The organism is Bradyrhizobium cosmicum (assembly GCF_032290525.1).
Classification (GTDB): domain Bacteria; phylum Pseudomonadota; class Alphaproteobacteria; order Rhizobiales; family Xanthobacteraceae; genus Bradyrhizobium; species Bradyrhizobium cosmicum_A.
The window spans coordinates 1-239 of record NZ_JASXTA010000561.1 but is presented as its reverse complement, the minus strand read 5'-3'; the positions used below and the strand labels follow the sequence as shown (position 1 = coordinate 239).

The window sequence follows — 239 nt, the reverse complement described above, 5'->3', positions numbered from 1 at the left end:
CCTGTCTAGAATTGATAAGATCAGCAGCCATCATAGAAACGGCAAAGTTAGGAAATGCCGCTATAAGAAAATTAAGAAAAGCATCAATGCGCTCGGTAGCCTTCTTCCTCTGAGCAACTGGAAGCTCTTGATATTTAGAGTGCGCAACCAATTTATCTAAAACTATTGGCCGCAACTTCTCTTGGAACCGACGTGTATTTAAAGCTATCGTTTTTTGATAGAAGTCTAAGGCACTTGAG

At 40.6% G+C, this 239-nt stretch carries 1 protein-coding gene; it reads right to left on the bottom strand.

The genetic code is table 11. The features are described from left to right. A partial coding sequence (locus tag QSV46_RS40940; RefSeq protein WP_314964472.1) for a hypothetical protein occupies window positions 1-239 on the bottom strand: 239 nt, incomplete at both ends.